Here is a 20144-nt window from a genome sequence, read left to right as displayed (position 1 = left end):
TGAAGATACAAAAGATGGCTCATTGTACGTATAGAATGATTTTTCTACATATTTCTTCTCACCATTTGGATTGATCCATTTCTCTCCCTCATAAGAAATAATTTTTAACCAACCACTTGTCGTTCCATCAATAACCAGTAACTCTTGTGCTGAAAAGACTTGCCCTTGACCTCCTTTTGGAGATACAAATGATGGCTCATTGTACGTATAGAATAATTTTTCTACATATTTCTTCTCACCATTTAAATTAATCCATTTGTCTCCTTCCCAAGTTTGAATTCTCCACCAACCATTGTTTCTTTTTTCCTTTATAAGAATCGTTTGGGGCGGATATTCCACGCCTCCATTTGATTTAACTGATGTAAAAGAAGCTTCATTATATGCATAAAATGACTTTTCTACATTTTCTTTCATATCCGTATTCACAAATGCACCCATCATATATATCACCTTACCTTTTCTTCTATTAATTTATATAAAGTAACGATCCTAGTAATATTTAATAAAAATATAAAAGGCCACTTAAATAAGTTGGCCTTTTGTATTATCTAATTACTACATGTTCTTCACGAATCCAACGATTCCCACCAATATCAACATGTCCATCTTGACGCCCAAATAATCGATATGGCTCGCTACCATCTACAAAACCAGTATCCTTTCCATTGGGTCCATCGTAATGTCTAATTTGATAACCAGAAGGATATTTTGAATAAGCATAAAACCATTGAACATCGAAATGCTCTAATTTTGCCCATTGTTGATCCCCGCCGAAATTAATCATGTATTCTGGGATCCACCAAGCTTTATAAATTAAATATGGGTTTTTATCTTTAATAGAATTACCCGAAAATATAAAATCAGTTGGGTTTGTATTTAAGTTCACCTCGTATCCAACAGGATATTTTGAAATAGCGATTCCAATACCTACTGGTCGACTTTGTTGCTCCTTGTTATCAACATTTCCATCAAGAAACCAAGATAATGACTTGTTACCAATTAAATAATTCAGATCACATTTACCAATACCAGATACATTTCCTGTCTCAGTATACTGCCAAATATCACAAGGATAAGCTGGTTTATTCCCACCATAACGTGGAATCCATGTAAAATCAGCTTTAATATTCGCTGCACCAAACGCTTCATAAGTATGATGCCCTACGTATAAACCAACTTTATTTGCTCCTAAACGGCGTAATTCATCGATAAACGCTTGCGTCCCACTTTGCATATCACCCATTGTCTTAACCTCAACGTCTGCAACCCAAAACAATGCACCTTTATCACCTCGTGCCCAAAAATCTTGCGCTTCTTTCTTAGCATCCGCAATAGACGTAAAACGGCAAAATGCATAGTTTCCATACGGTACTTTATAATTTTTCATAGCTTGAACGTATTCTTTATACATAGGATCTACGTAATTTGAGCCATCTTGCACCCTAGCAATAACTAAATCAAGCTGAGGAGCCGCTACACTCCAATCTATATTACCGTTCCATTTTGAAATATCTACAATGTGTCCCATTACTTCATTTCTCCTTTTCATGTTCTTGTTTTTGTTTTTGTTCACTATTTAAAACTTCAACAGCACTGGTTAATATTGCTGGAAGCTTAGTTCCTATACGACCAGCATTTTCCAAAACCGATAATGCTTCATTTCCTATAAAGAAAAAGATTGTTGCTTCTCGAATTCCACTATTACTACCAAATAATGCATCTAACTGCGCTGCAACTCCAATTAATAAAAATAACATCACCTTTTTAGCAATGCCCTTAAAGCCAACTTTACTTTTCAATTCTCCGCTATAACCTGCCGCAATCATTCCAGACAGATAATCAATAACTGCCATTATTACCAATGCTTTTAATGAAATATCAAACCCTCCAAAGAAATACCCACAAAAAGCTCCAAATGTCGCTCCAAATATCTTTATTAAACTAGCAATATGAGCCACGTTCCTTTCTCTTTGTTCAAATAAAAAGAAAGACAAATGTCTCTCTTCGCTTTTTATTAAGTCATTAAGATTTATTTTTATAAGAGGGATAGTTTTTTATCTTTAATAATCTTTTCCATACTAGTTAATTTTTGATTAATCTACGCTTAGCACTTTTATAGTTACTTACTTATATACTTTTCTAAACCTGTCAATCCAGGAATAGTGCATACATATTTTCTTCCTTTATCATCCTCCTTGTACTACTCTTTTACCTAATACATCAAAAGCTATTTCGCTACTTTAAATGTAATAAGTTTAAGAGTATATAAACTTATTCAACCCTTAAAAATATTATCTTCCCATTCTCAAACTTACTTAGATATAGGAGATTAAACATACATGAAATAAAAAAGAACCATTTTCATGCTTAGCTCAGATAATATCTACAAAGTTGAGCAATACATACACCATACAGGAGTACTCTTACCTCCAAGGCCCCGCTGGTTATCTACGCGAACAAAGTGCATGGTGACCATATAAAAGCATCACTGTACAATAACCCGAGTACGTTCTATTCTGGTGGAACGCTTATTCACCAGAAGGGATTTTATTTCCCCCTTCTGATACTAAGATTATCATTCATCCATATTTAGAAATTCCCCTTAATTGTCCCTCACTTCATCGGAATTTTCTCCTTCTACTATCTTTATTGATCATCATGCAGATCCACCAAAAAACCTAACCATCCTTCTATTCAGATATAATAAAAATTTGCTTATGATGCTCAAATCACCCCTAAAGCCGTAGCTATTAAACGAAGGGCATTCTTTTTTTTCTCATAATAAGAATCTTTCTTTATTAATAATTCATGATAAATATAATCATCTCTTAGTTTTTGATCGCTTAAATATTTCATCTCAATAATGTTTCTCTCGTCCTCATCTAAGCTATACTTTAAAGCTTTTTCAACTTGTCTATACTTCATTTGATTAATTTGCTTAGTATTACAAATTTCAGGAAACAAATCAATTTCCCCCTGCTGTTGCACAACATCATCTCCAAAACGCACCTTTAATGCACGATGTTCCTTCAAAATACTTATAACTACTTTTTGTATTTTCTTTTCTGTTTCTTTATCCATAATTGATAATAAAATTGGTTGTTCCAAATTAAAAACCTCCTAAGAATATAATTTATTTTCGTATAAAATTCTTCTTACTAAAAAAACAATCTATATTTATTGGAGAACATAATTCAATCTGCTTATTAAAACAAAAGCATTTTTCTAATGAGAATCTATTTCTTCTAGTTTAGTTTCATACAGTGAAACCAAATACTTAAAAATTTTTTTATGCTATGAAAAGTTTTGTATTCCCTTTCTTTAACCTTACGTATTTCACAAATTGAAGGATCAAACAGTTCTTTACATAGCTTCAAATTATATCAACCCTTTCCTCTTTACGTTTTCTATCTGAAAACTTTATAATAAAAATAAGAGTTATTTTTGGAAACTCGTTTAAAGGGGAGACAATATATAATGGAAATAAAAGATAGATTAAAACAAATTAGAATACATAATAAGCTAAGCCAAGAACAATTCGGGAAAGAGGTTGACTTAACGAAAGGAACTGTTTCTAAGTTTGAAAATGGGAAAGCTTTTCCTGGACGAGAAACATTAGAAAAGGTTTCAAAAAGATTTAATGTTACTATTGACTACTTATATGGAGAAAGTGAAGAAATCGATTTAAATGCACACAAATATGAAAAATTTAAAGAAATTATGGAATGGCTAGAACCTTTACCAAAAAATGAAAAAGATATAGCATTAGAACAAATGCTTTCTATCGCTCAGGCATTAAATAAAAATCATATGAAGCACGAGAAGAAATAGCCTATTTATTTAGAAGAATGGCTATTTCTTTTAATTTTTTCTATGTATTCATCTAACTTCTCTGGCGCTATCTTTACTATTGTATTTATAAATAGCTTAACGATTTCCTCTTTTTTCATATCCAAAATCCTCCATTACCATTAACAGGATAATGCTTTCTTACTAAACTACTTTCCAATTTATCATTACTAAATTTTATTTTTTAATTTCTCCCTTCTGCATATCCTCATTTCTCCTATTTATAAAAATATAATGAAACTACCAATACTTCTTAAGCAAGATCTAATCCTCTTTAAATCCATCGTAATTATTCGTATCAATTAAATCACACACCTAATTCCCCAAGAATACTACAGCATATCTGTATGAATATTTTACCACTAATCGAACCTTTGTTCTATATTTAGTTTGCAATTCTAAAAAAATAGCTTCATTCAATTATTTGTAATTCAAAGCAAATATCTACTATATTTTTATCACCTTCAAATCAAAAAAATCCTCCCCCTTATTTAAAAGACAGTTACTTACTATTTCAATCAGCTTACGCAATCCCTTATGTAAAAGTTTTTAATTTCAAATGATATTAATTTTATTCACTGCCAGCTAACAAAGCTGCAAAACTGGATCCAATTGAATGTTTACGATATGAATAAACAAAAACGTAGGAGTTTACACTCCTACGTTTTTTATTTATCTATTAAATCATGTTTCTTCTATTATATATGTTTCACGTTATAAACATCTTTCATTATTTTAATCTACTAAATCTATTATAGAATCCTATTATTGCAAAAATACTATGTGAAAGTCGAAAATCAAGGCGTAATTTTTTCCATACCTCGACTTATTTTGTAACAATTATAGCGATATTTTATTAAATTTCACCTCATTTTTATTTCTCCACAACTAAAATAGTTATTTTTACATAACTACTTTTCTGTTCCGACAGCAAAATACGCCATTTTTGTAATGATTACGAAATAATTACGTAATACTATAGAAATAATATTAACCTATCAGAAATTGAAATACTACCTTTTTTATGCATCACATGCTCAAACCTCCCCTAAAAACTATAAGAAAGCGCTTTTAGGATATTACTGGAATTATTACAAAATATTAATGACCCGTTACGAAAGCTTTGTAATTTTATGTTTTTCGCAAATAAGAAAATAATGGTTGCTATAATGAGGTCAACGAAAACAAATGCAATGGAGGCTATTATGAAAAAATTTATGGGTATAGCAACAGCAGCGGTTTTTGGTCTTGGGATTTTCACAACATCTGCTAAAGCAGAAACAATTGTAACGACTGATGTACTAAATGTACGAGAAAACCCAACTACTGAATCAAAAGTTGTAGGAAAATTATTAGATGGATATAAAGTTAACGTTTTACATACAGAAAACGGATGGTCAAAAGTGAAATTGAATAGCGGTAAAGAAGCTTTCATTAGTGCTGACTACACAAAAGACACTTACTACGTAACAGCTAACGTATTAAACGTACGTGCTGGTGCAAACACAGACTCAGAGATTCTTGGTAAATTGAAACAAGATGACGTAATCGAAACAACACACCAAGTTGAAAATGGTTGGATCCAATTTGAATATAACGGAAAAACAGCTTATGTTCACGTTCCTTACTTAACAGGTAAAGCTCCAGTTAAAGTTCAACCAGTAGTTAAAGCTGCAAAAACAACTACAGTTCAAGATACAGCTAAAGCCGTGGCAACAACTAAAGCTCGTGAAGTAGCTGAAACGCAAGCAAAAGCTAAAGCGGAGGAAGCAACTAAAGCTCGCGAAGCAGCTGAAGCTCAAGCAGCGGCTAAAGCTCGTGAAGCAGCTAAGGCTCAAGAGGCAGCTAAAGCTCAGGCAGAAGCTAAAGCTCAAGAAGCAGCTGAAGCTCAAGCAGAAGCTAAGGCTCAAGAAGCAGCTAAAGCTCGTGAAGCAGCTAAAGCTCAAGAAGCAGCTGAAGCTCAAGCAGCGGCTAAAGCTCAAGAGGCAGCTAAAGCTCGTGAAGCAGCTAAAGCTCAAGAAGCAGCTGAAGCTCGTGAAGCAGCTAAAGCTCAAGAAGCAGCTAAAGCTCGTGAAGCAGCTAAAGCTCAAAAACCAGCTACACAACAACCTGTTGCAAAAGAAACTGAAACAAGTGCACCATCATCTTCTCGTGAGTTACGCGTTGTAGCAACAGCTTACACAGCAGATCCACTGGAAAATGGTTATAAAGCAGGCGACCAAGTAAAATCAGCTTTAGGTCACAACTTAACAGCTAATCCAAACATGAAACTAATCGCGGTTGATCCAAGTGTCATTCCATTAGGTTCAAAAGTATGGGTTGAAGGTTACGGAGTAGCAATCGCTGGTGATACTGGTGGAGCTATTAAAGGAAACAAAATCGATGTTTTAATGCCTGATAAAGGTACATCAAGTAACTGGGGACGTAAAACAGTTACAGTTAAAGTATTAAACTAGTTTGTAAAAAAAGGGTCAGTCTCATTGAGGCTGACTCTTTTTTTATGATTCTTACATTCTTTCTTTCTCTTGAAAGTAAGTAATATTATCTCGAAGCCATTTCCTCTCCGACATAAACAAGTTTCCACGTTTTTTGTACACTTTATCAAATGTCTTTAGAACTTCTTCATGATTAGCAAACTTATGTAAGAAACGAAGAGCGATGAGGATTTCTGATTCATCAATAGACTCTACTTGATTTTTACGTCTTCTAGAAACAACTTTCGTTACACGTTCGCAAATTGGCTTAATCGCCATTTCATCTCCATATGCATAAATAGCTCGAATGGCCTCATATTTCACCATGACACTTCTATCAGATAAAGAATCAATATAAACTATTTGTAAGTCTGTTCTTCCGATTTCTGCCAAAGTCTCAATGGCTGCCGAACGAATATAAGCACTATCGCTGTGTAAAAGTTTCGTTAAAGATAAAATTGATCGCTTTGTTCCAATCTCATGTAAAGTAGCACATATATTTACAATATCATCTCGATTCTCTTCCACTGTAAGTAACTTCAATAAGGCATCTTCTGCTTCTAACGATTTACACAACTTTAAAGCAATGACAGCGGAATAACGAACTCCACTATTTTTATGATATATGTAAGGAATAATTTTATGTGCATTGCTCGCTTCAGATAATTTACTTAAATCTATAAGCATACTATCCAACACTACCCTGCTTTCTTCACTTTCTAACCGATTTATCAAATAATCTGCAATATACATCTCTCTAGTATTTATTGCAAGTTGTGTAATTAAAAAATAAAGGCTCGTTTTTATATATACTTTTCGTGCTTCCGTTACTTTCTCTTGGAAACAAGAAAAAAGCGATAAATCATTTAACTCCCTCGCTTCTTCATACGCACATTGCCGAATACCTGCTTCTTCATCATCCATCCGCCTTAATAAATCATCTATATACTCTTCCATCTCCTTCTCTCCCGTCCAAATTAAGTCTATCTCTTTGCATTCTATATACGATAGACTACCATTTCAACAGAAAAAAGAGGATGCCACAGCATCCTCTCCTTCTCTCCCCTATTCCACACAAGTAAACTGCGTCCAAGCTCCTACATAATCTAGTAAGAATAACTCTTCTTCTACAATTGTACCGACAATATTTTTCCGTTCATCTATCGGCATTTCTTTTAGAATGATTTGCAATTCGCCTTTATACTTACCAAATGAGTTGTTTCCAATTACAACTTGCCCTCTTTCCTGTCGTACACTTTCGCGCACCGGGAAGTCATAGTCTTTGTATTTCTTACGTACTTCTGTAGAACGTACCATATATTCTGTTATATCGCCGCGTCTTACATGTAATTCTTGTAGCGTGGCTCTCTTCTCTACTTCAGTCGCCTCGTCTACAAAGTGTACCTTTAACTGTAACATGTAACGATTTAAGTTTCCTAGTTTCTCTAACTCTTCTTCACTCGCATAAGCATTTCCGATAATAACGTCATCAATAAGCCCTGTCGCCCATAAATGTTTCGCTTGTACTTCAATCGGTAAGTTACGATGCTCTTCTAATGTACATAATCCGTCGTTAATATCCCATGGGCCGATGTTAGCTGCATGTGACGTAATAAACGCTGCCGTGCGAATACCATGTTTTTTAAAGCGTTCACTACAGCGAATGAAATATTCGTATGGAAGTCCAGTAAATTTTTGCGGATAGAAGTTATGACAACCGATTAAAGCTGACTTATTCGCTTGATGCGAAAGAATATTTTCTAAGTATGCAATATCGTTACTTACGTTTAGCTCAATTTTTAAGCCGTACGAGTTATTTGTCATTTTCGCTTCAGTTAATCCGTCAAACCCTAAATCTAATCGAATACCATCTGCACCTAACTCTGCGAAAAATGATAGATCACTATAACTAATACCGAGCTGATCAAAGACAGCTGGAGCTACATCTAAAATAACTTCCATATTGTTATCTTTCGCATGATGAATAATTTCTTTAAATTCAGCTACAATTTCTTCTTTCGGACGATTCACAGACAATAGGCATGTGAATATTCTTGAAAAACCGTGGCGTGCCGCTGCCGAAATGTATGCCATATCTTTTTCTTTCGTTGAATGCTCTGGATAAAGTGAAATTCCTAATTTACGCTCCATGCTTTTGCATCTCCTTCACACGTTGTATTAATGCCATGCTCGTAAATCTATATTTTGCAGATAAACATGTTGCACATAAAATCGTTGGTACAATAATTACGTACGGTGATTGTAAGCTTAGCATTACATAGGCACCCATTGAACTACCGATAAATACAATTGATACTAGTAGTAAAACTAATAAAGATTTACTTTGTACCCATTTTGAATAATGTGCAATACACTGCCCCGCTACAAATGTAATTAAGATGATAATTGCTCCGAGCATTTTTCTTTCTCCTCTCCTGCTAATTGTTGTTTCTCATACATTTTGAAGAACGGATAGTAAATAACGAATGAGATAACAAAGTTAACAAGTACAAGTACACCAGCCATAATTGTCCAGTCCGTACTAATAACCGCTGCAATTGGCGCTAACATCGTAAATGGCAATTTCGCCATCATCATCGGAATCATACCTGAAACAACTGCGAAATATGATACTGTCGTTGTAACTAACGGTGTAATTACGAACGGAATAATTAAGATTGGGTTCATTACAATTGGTGCCCCGAAAATAATTGGTTCATTAATATTGAATAAGCCTGGCACGAATGATAATCTACCTAACTCTTTTAAGAACTTAGATTTAGAGAACATAAACATAATTACTAAAGCTAACGTTGAGCCTGATCCACCAATCCATACGAACCATTGAATAAATTGCTCTGTAAATAAGTTTGGTAATTGATGTGCATTTCCTGTAGCTGTGAATACTTCCATATTTTCAAGAATTGCAGAATCCCACATTGGACGAATGATCGGTCCTAAAATCGCAGGGCCATGTATACCGAATGACCAGAAGAATACGATTAAGAATACTGTTAATAAACCGCCGAATAAATTATTTCCTACTAATACTGATTTTAGTGGTGCGATTAAATATGTGATTGTTGTATTTACATCAAATTTTAAACCGTAGCGAATGCCCCAGAATAAAAGAATAACTGCTAACGTTGGAATTAATGCTGCAAACGAATTTGAAACTGCTGGTGGTACACTATCTGGTAATTTAATTGAGATATTATGCTTAATCATAAAGTGATAAATTTCTACTGCAATTAAAGCTGTAACAATTGCGCCGAATAAAGATGTTGCACTTAATGTTCCTACTGAAATGTATCTACCTGCATCAATAACACCTGGTACGGCTTTCGTAATTTGAATGGGTTCAACTGATGCTAGTAAAAAGGCGAGTACAGATAATAACCCTGCACTTAACTGATTGAGCTGATAAAAGTTCGCGAGCGAAGCCCCTACCCCAAATGCTGCATATAATGCCATTAGTCCTACTGTAAATCGGAATGGAATATCTAAAATATGGCGAAACGGTGCAATCCACTCCATATATGCATCAATTGGTAAGTTTAAAAAGATAACGAAAAATGATCCGACAATCGTTAACGGTAATGTAGAAATAACCCCGTTTCGAATTGCTAATAAATGTCGCTGTCCGGCAATCTTTTGTGTTGTTGGCATAATCTTTTGTTCCATAAAACTCATAAAACCATTCATCAAAACCCCTCCTCTTTCTCTTTTCTATGAAAGAATGAAATAAAGTTATAACATTATAATGTTTATATTTAAAAAAATATAATTATGCTAAAACTAATTGTTCTGCTTGTTTCAATACTTTCAAACCATCACACATGCCATAATCTCGTTGGTCTATAATCGCAACTGGTATATTGTATGAATTTGCAAGAAACTCTACGGCTGGAAATAAATATTTCACTTGCGGACCAATTAAAACAACATCAGCATTTTTTATTTCCAGTTTCACAAGTTCTGAATCAACTGCTTTAATTTTATAATCCTTCCCTTGTTTCATTGCCTCTTCTTGCATTTTTCTTACAACCATACTCGTTGACATGCCTGCTGCACAACATAATAAAATGTACATCTTATACTGTCACTTTCTCTTCTATTCGTTTATGAAGAGTGATAAATTCTTCCGCAAGTTCTTTCACTGTAATTGCATTCATTAAATGATCTTGTGCATGCACTAACAGTAAACTGATTTCTGCATGATTTCCTCTTGCTTCTTCTTGAATTAAGTCTGTTTGAATACGATGAGCTGCTGAAATTTCTTCCCTAGCAAGTTTCATCTTTTCACTCGCATTCTCAAAATCTCCTTGTCTTGCAAAAGCAATTGCTTCAAGTGACGCGCTTCTCGCGTTGCCACCATGTAAAATTAACGCAAATGGAGTTTGCATATCAGTCATTTTAAATTCCCCCAAGCCATCTTTTTTCTATATTGTTATCTTATTATGAAAACGCATACAATTAAACATAAAAAACTTCCGTTATGTAACGGAAGTTTTTATATACTTCTCTTATAACGATAATAATATCTCTTGAAAATCTTCAACCACTTCAGCCTGAGCTAATTTCTCTATCGTATTTTGATTAGACATAATATCATATAAAAAATCATAAAGCTTTTGTAAATCTTCATTATTATTGCGCTTTACACTAAATAAAATAATAACTTGTACTTTCTTATCTCCCCAGTCAACCGCTTTATCAAGTGTACAAAACATCAAAAATGTTTTCTCACTTAATAACTGCATCGGATGTGGAATCGCAACTAAATTCCCAACCGCTGTAGGGGATGTATTCTCTCTTTCCATAACAGAGTCATAAAAGTTTTCTGGTACATAATTTTTTTCAGCAGCTTTCTCACATAAAAATTGGATAACCTCTTCCTTCGTAGAAGCACTGTAATTTAAAAAGATTAAATCTTCCTTCATATATTGCTGCACACTAGTATTCACATGCGTAAATAACTGCTGACCAATTGACTTAATCTCTTTATCATCAAATATTGAGTTTACTTTTATAACAGGCACAGGTAAACCACTTGGTATATGAATCGTACTAATAATACAATCTATCTTTTCTTTGTAGAGATCTTCTACTTTCAATTGATAATAACCTGTAATCCCTAAAATCTCTAATTTATCTCGGAACTGTGATAGAATTTTATATTTCAATAATTGAGCACTTCCTTGACCAGTCGCACAAACTAATAAACATCTTTTCTTTTGATTCTGTTCCTGTAAACGGCTCATCGCTCCGCCGAAGTGAATCGCAATATAACCAATCTCACTTTCCGGAATCGATTCTCCCGTGTATTCACCAATTATATCTCCAACGAGAACCGCAATTTCAAAAGCATACGGATAATTCTTTTTCACTTCTGCCAAAAGAGGATTTCTCGTATTTAACTTATACTTCAAACGGTTTAATAACGTTTTTAAATGAACACCAAACCCAAATAATAATTCTTCATCATAATAAAAAATAAGATTCCGTTCTTCCGCTACTTTAAAAAGAATATGTTGCATGAATGCATATAGATCTTTTCCTAATAGTTCTTCCACATTTTCATAACGATCTTTCGTTGTAACAGCAGTGCTTAATAAATGCATCGTCACATATAAAACTTCTTCTTCTGGAAATGAAAGATGCAACTCTTTCTCTAAATCCTCTAAAATCTCTTTCGCAATTGTATATTCTTTCTTTATGATAAGTTCAGCTTGCTCTACATGTAGTCCTTTCATATAATGTTGATCTTCACAACGCTTTAATGCAATTGCAATATGAATGACTAAATTATCAATTTCTATATCTGATAAATATATCGCTCCTCCTTCGATATACTTTAGTATAACCGAACGGATAAGCGGTATATGAGGTAACGATAAGTATGTATCACTCTGCTCAAATTGCTCATGAAACGGAGTATGGTCATAACGCGGTAAACCATATTGTGATAAACAAGAACGAATATGAAACTCCTCTCCGACAATACGTATACCATAATACGGTCTCTTTTCAATTTGTAATTGATAGCGACCACATATATCTGTAACATCTTTCATAATTAAATTTACTGTCGATTTACTGACATAAATCTCCTCTGCTAACTGTGAAAGCTTCACATATCCCTCAGTCGTTAAAATACGTTGCAGAATGTAAGCTACCCTTTCTTCATAAGAAGTCGGGATTTTTTCTGTCTGTTTTTGAAATAGACTCACGCAAAACTCTTCAAACTTCTTCGCTTGTATAATTTCTAGTTCGTATCCAGTCCCTCTTTGCGATTCAATTTTCGCTCCATTTTCTTCCAATATATTATTTAATAATTTTATATCTTTTTGAATCGTCTTCGTTGATACATGTAAACGGCTCGCTAAAAAAGCTCGATTTAACATCGATTTCTCTTCTAAAAACTCCTCTAAAATAGAAACTAATCGCTGATGCACCTTTGTCATAGCTCTTCCTCTCGCACTTATATAAAAAGGAAAAAGCTGCTGAGGTCAGTAGTTTTTTCCTTTTTTAAATTTATCTATTTCTTTAATGTAAATCCGAATTTATCCCATGCTTGTAAATAGTCTAGTAAGAAAATCTCTTCTTCTACAATTCGACCAACTACATTTGTTTTTCCTGTATTCACCATATCTTTTAATGCAATTTGCAATTCACCTTTATATTGGCCATATTGCTCATTATCAATTAAAAGATCGCCACGCTTAATTTCACGTGTATGATGAGGTTTAAACTCTTCTTTTTTATATTTCACACGGCTTTGTGTCGAGCGAATCATATATTCAGATACATCCCCGCGATAAAAATGAGGTTCATCTAATACGATAATTCTTTCTAGTTCTGTCGTTGTATCATATAACTCTATATCAAATGTTTGTTTCTCTTTATTTAATGCACCTAGTGCTTGTAATTCTTCTTCTGATGCATAAGCGTTCGCAATAATAACATCATCAATTAATTCTGTCGCAAATAAATGCTTCGCCTGTGTTGTCATTGGCAGTTCACGATGCTGTTCTAACGTACATAATCCTTCTGTTACGGGCCAAGGTCCATATGTTGCATCAAATGATGAAATAAAAGCAGCCGTTCTCATACCGTAATCTTTAAATTGTTTCGAGCATTTAATGAAATGATCGTATGATAATCCAGAATAACGATGCGGATAAAAATTATGGCAACCAATTAAATTTTCACGATTTGGTCTATGGCTCATAATATTATCTACATACTTCGTACCGTTACTCATATTAATCTCAATTTTTAAGCCATACGGATTGTACGTCATAATTGATTCTTCTAATCCTGAGAAACCAACATCTAAACGAATACCGTACGCACCTAGTTCATGGAAGAATGATAAATCATTATACGAAATACCTAGTTGTTCAAAAACAGCTGGACTAATATCAACTAATACTGGGAACCCTAATGCATTTGCATGAGAGATCGTTTCTTTAAACTCTTCTATAATTTTCTCTTTTTCTCCATCTACAGACAATAAGCATGTGAATACACGTGTAAATCCGTATTTACTTGCTAATGTTAAATATTCCTTATCTTTCTCTACTGTTGAATGTTCTGGATAAATAGAAATACCTAATCGTCTCATATGTACACGCCTCTTTCTTCATTGTTTTGTAAACCTTTTCAAATATATGTAGTGAAAAAGTATATATCCCCTTCTCATTCACTACTTTTTGAATCCGCTTTCTTTAAAGAAAAAACAATTTCTATCATTCATAACAACTACCAGTCTATACATCTATACTTTACATCTTTTTTTCATAGTTGTGTAGTCTTTCCACAAATTTGTCAGTTTTTTACCTCGAAAATTGTTGTACGTTTTCAAGGCACCTTCCTTGACTGTTTCATTGGCCAATACATATACTCGAAAGAAAACAGAAATTTTTATATAGGGGATGAATATATGGGAGAAGCAATACTCGTAAAACGAGAACCGTTATGGACGAAAGAATTTGTTGCGCTAATTCTAGCAAACTTATGTATGTTTTTAGGATTTCAAATGTTAATTCCGACTTTACCTGTTTATGTGAAAGAAATTGGAGGTACAAGTTCCAATATTGGATTTGTTGTCGGTATGTTTACTGTTGCGGCACTTTTTGTTAGACCGCTAACTGGAAATGCCTTGCAAAAATTTAGCAAAAAAATCATTTTAATGATCGGTACTGCTATTTGTTTACTCGCTATGGGTAGTTATCTTTTCGCTTCAACTGTTTTCCTATTGCTTGCCGTTCGAATTTTACACGGAGCTGGTTTTGGTATTACAACGACTACATATGGAACTGTCGTTTCAGATTTAATTCCGCAAGCTCGCCGCGGTGAAGGCATGGGATATTTCGGTCTTTCTGGAACGATTGCAATGGCGCTCGGTCCACTTATCGGACTTTGGCTTATGCAAACATATAACTTCACGATTCTTTTTTTATGTGCACTTTCCTGTACAATTGTTTCATTAATATTAACGAAACTACTTCAAATCAAAAAATCGCCGCAATCACCACAGCAAACATCTGGTACCTTCCTTGATGGATTTATTGAACGTAAAGCTTTACTTCCTTCATTATTAATATTATGTATTACATTAATGTACGGGGGAATCGGAAGCTTTATTACGTTATTTGCTACGGAAGTCGGCATTGCTGATATAAGCCTCTTCTTCTTATTTAATGCACTTGCAATCGCTGTTACTCGTCCATTTTCCGGAAAGTTATATGATGCGAAAGGTCATTCCTTCGTAATTATTCCAGGAGTTATTATTACGTTTACAGGGATTATTTTATTGTCGTATACAACTACCATTCCAAGCTTAATTATTGCAGCAGCATGCTACGGAAGTGGTTTCGGAGCGATTCAACCTGCACTACAAGCGTGGATGATTGACCGAGTAGCACCGCACCGACGAGGAGTCGCAACAGCTACATTCTTCTCAGCATTTGACCTTGGAATTGGTGCTGGCGCGATTATTTTTGGATTCATTGCACATTTTACAAACTACGCAACTGTATATCGTTATTCCTCTCTACTACTTATTGCTTTCCTGTTCATTTACATTACAAGTGTAAAAAAACAAAAGCATGGTGACAAAAATACGGAAAAAGCTGCTGGATAATTCCAGTGGCTTTTTTACGTATTTTTGATTTTATAAAACTACATGCATTTTCCTACATATTTTTTTACCTTTCATCAAAAAATATACGATGAACTCACAGACGCTTTCCTTCATATACAAATGAAAAACACTATTCTAAAGAGTGTGATTTCTTTACAAAAATACGATTTACAAAAGATAAAAACCAATAAAATACAGCTGTTTCTTTAAAGAATTGTAAACTTTTTATCTCTTTGTAAATTTAGTGTAAATTTTACTGATAAATCGTTTACAGTGTCTCACGGTTTAGTTAATAATTACATCGTACATGAAATTTAAGGAGTGGAATGCGTGGAATACAATGTTCAAGATATGATCTTCCAGTTCATTGGTGGATTAGGTATTTTCTTATTCGGAATTAAATACATGGGCGATGGACTGCAACAAGCTGCTGGAGATCGTCTTCGTGATATTCTAGATCGCTTTACAACAAACCCACTGATGGGTGTACTAGCAGGTATGTTAGTTACCGTATTAATCCAATCAAGTTCAGGAACAACCGCTTTAACAGTCGGACTTGTAAGTGCTGGGTTTATGACATTAAGACAAGCAATCGGTGTTATTATGGGTGCGAACATCGGTACGACAGTTACTGCATTTATTATTGGAATTAAAATCGGAGAATATGCTCTTCCAATTATGGCAGTTGGAGCTATCTTACTATTCTTCTTTAAAAATAAAAAAGTACATTCTTTAGGTCAAGTTATATTCGGTTTTGGTATGTTATTCTTCGGTTTAGAACTAATGAGCACAGGTATGAAGCCTCTTCGCTCTTTAGAATCATTCCAAGAATTAACGGTTAGCATGAGTGATAATCCAATTTTAGGTATTGTTGTTGGTACAGTTTTCACTTTAATTGTACAAAGCTCAAGTGCAACAATCGGTATTTTACAAGAACTATTCGGTCAAGGTGCAATCGATTTACAAGCTGCCCTTCCTGTATTATTCGGTGATAACATCGGTACAACAATTACAGCTGTATTAGCAGCAATCGGTACTTCAATTGCTGCAAGACGCGCAGCATTAGTTCACGTTATCTTTAATATTGTCGGTACAATCATCTTTACAATTTTATTAATACCTTTTACAAATTTAATTCAATACTTCCAAACGTCATTAAACTTAAATCCAGAGATGACAATTGCATTTGCACACGGAACATTTAACGTAACGAATACAATTATTCAGTTCCCATTCATCGCTGTATTAGCATGGATTGTAACGAAAATTATTCGCGGGGAAGATGCTGCTATTGATTTCAAACCGCAACATTTAAATCCAATCTTTATTGAACAATCTCCAGCTATTGCTTTAACTGAAGCACAAAAAGAGATTATTCGTATGGCTGAGTTTTCATTACATGGATTAAAAGAAGCAAACCAATTTTTAAACACACAAGATAAAAAACACGCTGACATGGCTACTCAATTAGAAGGAGCTATTAACAACTTAGATAAAAAAATTACCGAGTATTTAGTTTTACTATCAGAAAAGCCGCTTTCACCTACAGATTCTGAAAAACATTCCGTTTTAGCAGGTGTCGTTGGCGATATTGAACGTGTCGGTGATCATGTAGAAAACCTTGTAGAACTTGTTGATTTCCAAATTTCAAACCGTGTTTCCCTATCAAATGAAGCACTAGCTGAATTAAATGAAATGCTTGAGTTAACGATTTCAACATTACAAGACGCAGTTGAAGCTTTAACAAACTTCGATACTGAACTAGCTCAAACAGTTATTGCAAAAGAACGTAAAATCGATCAAATGGAACGTGTTCTTCGTAAACGTCACGTATTACGTCTGAATGAACGTAGCTGTTCAGGTGATGCAAGTATCATCTTCGTTGATATGGTAAGTAACTTAGAGCGCATTGGCGATCACGCTGTAAATATCGCTGATGGTGTTTTAGGTGAACAAAGTAAAGTCCATTTAAAACAATCATTATAATAAGAAAAGAGACGCTAATGTAAGCGTCTCTTTTCTTATTTCATATTTACAACAGTTCTTCCCTTTAATTTTCCTTGCAATATAAGTGTAAACTTCTCATCTAGCTCTTCTAATGTACATTCTTCTGTATAAGATTGTAACTCTTTATTTCCCCATTCATTTGCTAAGAGCGTCCACACATCACTTCTCACATCTACTGGACATTGCACAGAATCTACCCCTAAAAGGCTTATGCCTCGCAAAATAAACGGATATACCGTTGTTTGTAATTCATGGCCTGCCACATTACCGCATGTCGTTATGCATCCGCCATACTTTACCGTTTTTAAAACTGTTTCTAACATGTGCCCACCTACAGTATCGATAACTCCGGCGTATATTCCTTTAAGCATTGGTCTTCCTGATTCATCATTCAATTCTGCGCGATGAATCACCTTTTTCGCTCCTAGACGTAGTAGCATCTGTTCCTCTTCCATTTTTCCTGTCGCTCCTACTACGCTAAACCCTAACTTACTTAAAATACTAACAGCTACACTTCCTACGCCACCTGTAGCACCCGTTACTAAAACATCGCCCATACTAGGCGTTACTCCTGCTCTAATAAGCTTATATACTGATAAAGCGGCGGTAAAACCGGCGGTCCCGTACATCATACTTTCCTTTAATGACATTCCCTCTGGTAAAGAGACAATCCAAGATGCCGGCACGCGAATATATTCTCCGAAACCACCAGAAGTATTCATCCCTAAATCATATCCCGTTACAATGACTTGATCTCCCGCCTTAATGGTAGCATCTTTACTACTCACAACCACTCCTGCTGCATCAATTCCTGGCGTATGAGGATATGTTCTCGTAACACCTTTATTACCAGTGGCTGAAAGAGCGTCTTTATAATTTAATGAAGAATAATGAACCTGTATGAATACGTCCCCTTCAGGTAAACTACTTACTTCTCTCGCTACAACGTTTCTTACAAACTGCTTACTTTCTGTTTCGTTCACAACGATTGCTCGGAATGATGTATGATTCATTATGTTCTCTCCTTTATCCGTCAAATTCTTCTTTATTATATAGAAGAAACTAGTAAACCTACTCATTTCTTCTTGGCTATATTTCAACAAATCTTACTTCTCTATTACTTTCTCATAATACATATTTTCATTTCTACTAAAAAACCTTATACTTATTCTACATCTGAAAAATAAAATATATAAAATCTGACTTTTTATAAATAAATTGAATTTTTACGAAATGTAAATGATTTGTAATGTTTTTTTTCGCTAAATTTCATTATAATAAGTGGATATGAGTGTCGTATTTCAATCCAAATGAAGGAGTACAGGAAATGGAGCAAAACCCATCTTTGCAAGAAAATACACGCAGTAAACCGAAGAAAAGTAAGAAAAAAATAAAAATTATTATAAGCGTTATACTATTCTTTTTAATAGTAGGTGGCGGTTATACTTGGTTTTTAGTAAATAAAGCATCTTCTGCTGTTCGAAATGCCGCACATGATTTAGCGCGCGGTGATAAATCTGATTTACGTGATAAAGCTGTAAAACCTATTACAAACAATGTCTCTGTTTTAATAATGGGTGTTGATGAAAGTGATGTCCGGGGAAAAGAATATGGTGGCGCTATAAGAACAGATGCGCTTTTGCTTGCAACGTTTAATAAAGATAGCAAAACTGTAAAACTATTAAGTATCCCACGTGACACATATACTTATATTCCAATAGAAAAGAAAAAAGATAAAATTACACACGCTCATGCATTCGGTTCTGCTAAAAACGGAAAAAATGGTGGACCACAAGCAAGCATTGATGCAGTTGAAAAATTAATGAATGTTCCTGTCGATTATTTTGTGAAATTTAACTTTAAATCATTTATAAAAATCGTCGATGACTTGGGCGGTATTGAAGTTGATGTACCAGTTGAATTTACTGAGCAAGATAGCAATGATAATGCAGAGGCAATTCACCTAGAAAAAGGTGTTCAAAAGTTAAATGGCGAAGAAGCTCTTGCTCTTGCTAGAACAAGACACATTGATAGTGATGCAATGCGTGGACAACGTCAACAACTCGTTATCGAGGCTATTTTAAAGAAACTAACAAGTGTTGGTTCTGTAACAAAAGTTGGCAACATCATTGATGATATTAACGGACAATTCGTTACAAACTTAACATTTGATGATATGCTTTCATTCTATAAGTACGGATCGGATTCAGAAATCGAGAAATTACAAATTCAAGGTGACGACTGCTATATGGAAAAAGGTGACGATACATGTAGCAAATCCGCTGGTGGCGGCCGAACGTATTACTACAATCCAGATAAAAAAGAATTAGCAAAAGTTACAAACGATCTTCGTGCTCATCTCGGGTTACCTGCATATACAAAAACAGACTCTGATTCGAAGAAAACAAATACAGAGAAAACAAAAGAATCTAAATCTGAAAATTCAAGTGAACGCGAATCAAGTAACAATGAAGTAAAAAATAAAAATAGCAATGAAGACACAGAAACATCGTCTAACGACAATGAATAAAAAAGAAGCAGTTCTCTATGGATGAACTGTACCCCGAATCATGGACACTAAAAAAAAGCCCCATGATTCGGGGTTTTTGTGTATTTTTATCAAAAAACCTCGTTATAATGGAATCAACGATAGAAATGAGGTA

General features: G+C 34.3%; 17 protein-coding genes and 1 pseudogene. 5 read left to right on the top strand and 13 right to left on the bottom strand.

Annotated features, from left to right (window positions below):
• From MR070_RS26175 to MR070_RS26160, 4 genes and pseudogenes are all read right to left on the bottom strand, one after another.
• Positions 1 to 441: pseudogene (locus MR070_RS26175) on the bottom strand (C40 family peptidase); the annotation flags it as partial.
• A 103-nt stretch (positions 442 to 544) separates the two neighbouring features.
• Complete coding sequence (locus MR070_RS26170; protein ID WP_242262265.1) at positions 545 to 1528, bottom strand: glycoside hydrolase family 25 protein; 984 nt, start codon at positions 1526 to 1528, stop codon at positions 545 to 547.
• A 4-nt stretch (positions 1529 to 1532) separates the two neighbouring features.
• Positions 1533 to 1958, bottom strand: a complete 426-nt coding sequence (locus MR070_RS26165; protein ID WP_000930102.1) for a phage holin family protein — start codon at positions 1956 to 1958, stop codon at positions 1533 to 1535.
• A gap of 766 nt (positions 1959 to 2724) precedes the next feature.
• Positions 2725 to 3108 (bottom strand): ArpU family phage packaging/lysis transcriptional regulator, encoded by a 384-nt coding sequence (locus tag MR070_RS26160; RefSeq protein WP_075396506.1) that lies wholly within the window; start codon positions 3106 to 3108, stop codon positions 2725 to 2727.
• Positions 3109 to 3477: 369 nt separating this feature from the next.
• Here MR070_RS26160 and MR070_RS26155 point away from each other — a divergent pair, with 369 nt between their 5' ends.
• A complete protein-coding gene (locus MR070_RS26155; RefSeq protein WP_000402993.1) occupies positions 3478 to 3831 on the top strand; it encodes a helix-turn-helix domain-containing protein in 354 nt (117 codons plus the stop codon).
• A gap of 1100 nt (positions 3832 to 4931) precedes the next feature.
• Positions 4932 to 6305, top strand: coding sequence for a cell wall-binding protein EntC (gene entC / locus MR070_RS26150; protein ID WP_138322450.1), 1374 nt, complete (start codon positions 4932 to 4934; stop codon positions 6303 to 6305).
• A gap of 51 nt (positions 6306 to 6356) precedes the next feature.
• Here the strand turns inward: entC and MR070_RS26145 are convergent, their stop codons facing one another.
• From MR070_RS26145 to MR070_RS26110, 8 genes are all read right to left on the bottom strand, one after another.
• Entirely contained in the window at positions 6357 to 7280 is a 924-nt protein-coding gene (locus MR070_RS26145) for a HEAT repeat domain-containing protein (RefSeq protein WP_000393381.1), read from the bottom strand.
• 108 nt (positions 7281 to 7388) lie between these two features.
• Positions 7389 to 8474 carry a DUF871 domain-containing protein gene (locus MR070_RS26140; RefSeq protein WP_044791222.1) on the bottom strand — a complete coding sequence of 362 codons (1086 nt, stop codon included), beginning with the start codon at positions 8472 to 8474 and terminating at the stop codon, positions 7389 to 7391.
• On the bottom strand, positions 8464 to 8742 hold the full coding sequence (locus tag MR070_RS26135; protein ID WP_000900037.1) for a hypothetical protein: 279 nt from the start codon (positions 8740 to 8742) through the stop codon (positions 8464 to 8466). Before MR070_RS26135 ends, MR070_RS26140 begins: the two co-directional genes overlap by 11 nt.
• Complete coding sequence (locus tag MR070_RS26130; protein ID WP_001013055.1) at positions 8718 to 10028, bottom strand: PTS sugar transporter subunit IIC; 1311 nt, start codon at positions 10026 to 10028, stop codon at positions 8718 to 8720. Before MR070_RS26130 ends, MR070_RS26135 begins: the two co-directional genes overlap by 25 nt.
• 82 nt (positions 10029 to 10110) lie before the next feature.
• Positions 10111 to 10416, bottom strand: coding sequence for a PTS sugar transporter subunit IIB (locus MR070_RS26125; RefSeq protein ID WP_000275647.1), 306 nt, complete (start codon positions 10414 to 10416; stop codon positions 10111 to 10113).
• A gap of 1 nt (position 10417) precedes the next feature.
• Entirely contained in the window at positions 10418 to 10738 is a 321-nt protein-coding gene (locus MR070_RS26120; RefSeq protein WP_000131335.1) for a PTS lactose/cellobiose transporter subunit IIA, read from the bottom strand.
• Between the two features lie 111 nt (positions 10739 to 10849).
• Positions 10850 to 12790, bottom strand: a complete 1941-nt coding sequence (locus tag MR070_RS26115) for a BglG family transcription antiterminator (RefSeq protein WP_242262264.1) — start codon at positions 12788 to 12790, stop codon at positions 10850 to 10852.
• 74 nt (positions 12791 to 12864) lie between these two features.
• Positions 12865 to 13953, bottom strand: a complete 1089-nt coding sequence (locus MR070_RS26110; RefSeq protein ID WP_242262263.1) for a DUF871 domain-containing protein — start codon at positions 13951 to 13953, stop codon at positions 12865 to 12867.
• Between the two features lie 318 nt (positions 13954 to 14271).
• Here MR070_RS26110 and MR070_RS26105 point away from each other — a divergent pair, with 318 nt between their 5' ends.
• Both MR070_RS26105 and MR070_RS26100 read left to right on the top strand, forming a co-directional pair.
• Complete coding sequence (locus MR070_RS26105) at positions 14272 to 15474, top strand: MFS transporter (RefSeq protein ID WP_000503265.1); 1203 nt, start codon at positions 14272 to 14274, stop codon at positions 15472 to 15474.
• Positions 15475 to 15804: 330 nt separating this feature from the next.
• Positions 15805 to 17460, top strand: a complete 1656-nt coding sequence (locus tag MR070_RS26100; protein WP_242262262.1) for a Na/Pi cotransporter family protein — start codon at positions 15805 to 15807, stop codon at positions 17458 to 17460.
• A gap of 35 nt (positions 17461 to 17495) precedes the next feature.
• Here the strand turns inward: MR070_RS26100 and MR070_RS26095 are convergent, their stop codons facing one another.
• Positions 17496 to 18494: a YhdH/YhfP family quinone oxidoreductase gene (locus MR070_RS26095; RefSeq protein WP_242262261.1), complete on the bottom strand. Its 999-nt coding sequence runs from the start codon at positions 18492 to 18494 to the stop codon at positions 17496 to 17498.
• Between the two features lie 314 nt (positions 18495 to 18808).
• Between MR070_RS26095 and MR070_RS26090 the strand changes: the two genes are divergently transcribed.
• Positions 18809 to 20011 carry an LCP family protein gene (locus MR070_RS26090; RefSeq protein ID WP_098667873.1) on the top strand — a complete coding sequence of 401 codons (1203 nt, stop codon included), beginning with the start codon at positions 18809 to 18811 and terminating at the stop codon, positions 20009 to 20011.
• The last annotated feature ends 133 nt before the right edge of the window (positions 20012 to 20144 follow it).

Source organism: Bacillus cereus group sp. BfR-BA-01453 (assembly GCF_022662915.1).
GTDB lineage: Bacteria > Bacillota > Bacilli > Bacillales > Bacillaceae_G > Bacillus_A > Bacillus_A paranthracis.
The sequence above is the reverse complement of the archived record's forward strand: the minus strand, read 5'-3'. Positions and strand labels throughout refer to the sequence as shown.